This is a genomic window from Plantactinospora sp. B5E13, from assembly GCF_039871775.1.
GTDB lineage: Bacteria > Actinomycetota > Actinomycetes > Mycobacteriales > Micromonosporaceae > Plantactinospora.
Map to the genome: position 1 here is coordinate 1 of NZ_JBDPLT010000114.1, position 956 is coordinate 956.

Consider the following 956-nt stretch of genomic DNA (forward strand, 5'->3'; position numbering starts at 1 on the left):
GATGATTGAGTCCTAAATCTTTGCTGGTCAATGGTCGTACGCGATGAGTGATCGTGGGTTGGGTGCGCCGATGTTGGTGTTGTGCCAGATCACAGCGGCCAGAGCGAGGAGGCGCTGACCGACGCGGGCGAACAGGCCGTCGTGGCGGCGGGCTCCGTGTCGTTCCAGGGAGAGCTGACCTTTCAGGCTCTGGAAGATCGACTCGATCCATTGGCGGGCGCGGAGCAGGGCTTTCTCGGCCGGGGTGCGTGGGGCGTCGGCCTTGGCGTTCGCGCGTTTCGGCCGGACGAGGTGGATGTTCCGCAGGTCGCAGAAGTGATCGAACTCCGGACTGGCGAAGCCGCGATCGGCCAGGATGACCTGCCCCTCGGCGATCAGGTGGTGGTCGGCCTCGATGAGGGCGGCCATCACCTCACGCTCGTCGAGTTTCGGATGGGCCAGGCACCACAGCACCGGCATGCCCTCGGCCGTCGCGAGGAGATACAGGCGCATGCCCCAGAAGTAGCGGGAGTGTGAGGCGCTGTAGCCGTAGCCGGCGTCTCCGGCCAGGTCCGAGCGTTTCGCGGTCTCGCGAGAGGTGCCGCACGGCACCGGGGTGGAGTCGATCAGCCGCAGGATCGGGGCACTCGTCGGGGTGACATGTGCCAGGGCTCGCAGCACGGTGGCGATGAGCTGGCCGCTGCCGCGGACTCGTTTGCCGTAACCGGACGCGGTCGGCAGGTACGGGAAGGCGTCTCGGAGGTGGGTGCCGGCCCAGCGGATCCAGTGCCGTTCGCGAGGGAACTCGAACAACACCTGGGTGATCATCAGGCAGATCAGCTCGGCGTCGGACAGTTGCCGGGGACGGCCGGGACGGCGGCGATGCGGTACCAGGTGATCGTCTACGAACACGTACAGTGCAGTCAGAAGGGTGTCGATGTCGGCAGTCACGAGCAGACAACGACACCCTTCCCTGT

1 protein-coding gene is annotated in these 956 nt (G+C 66.1%); it reads right to left on the reverse strand.

Features of this window, described 5'->3' with window-relative positions:
• Positions 1–27 precede the first annotated feature (27 nt).
• Entirely contained in the window at positions 28–930 is a 903-nt protein-coding gene (locus tag ABGB05_RS36910; RefSeq protein ID WP_347658674.1) for an IS982 family transposase, read from the reverse strand.
• Positions 931–956: the final 26 nt, after the last annotated feature.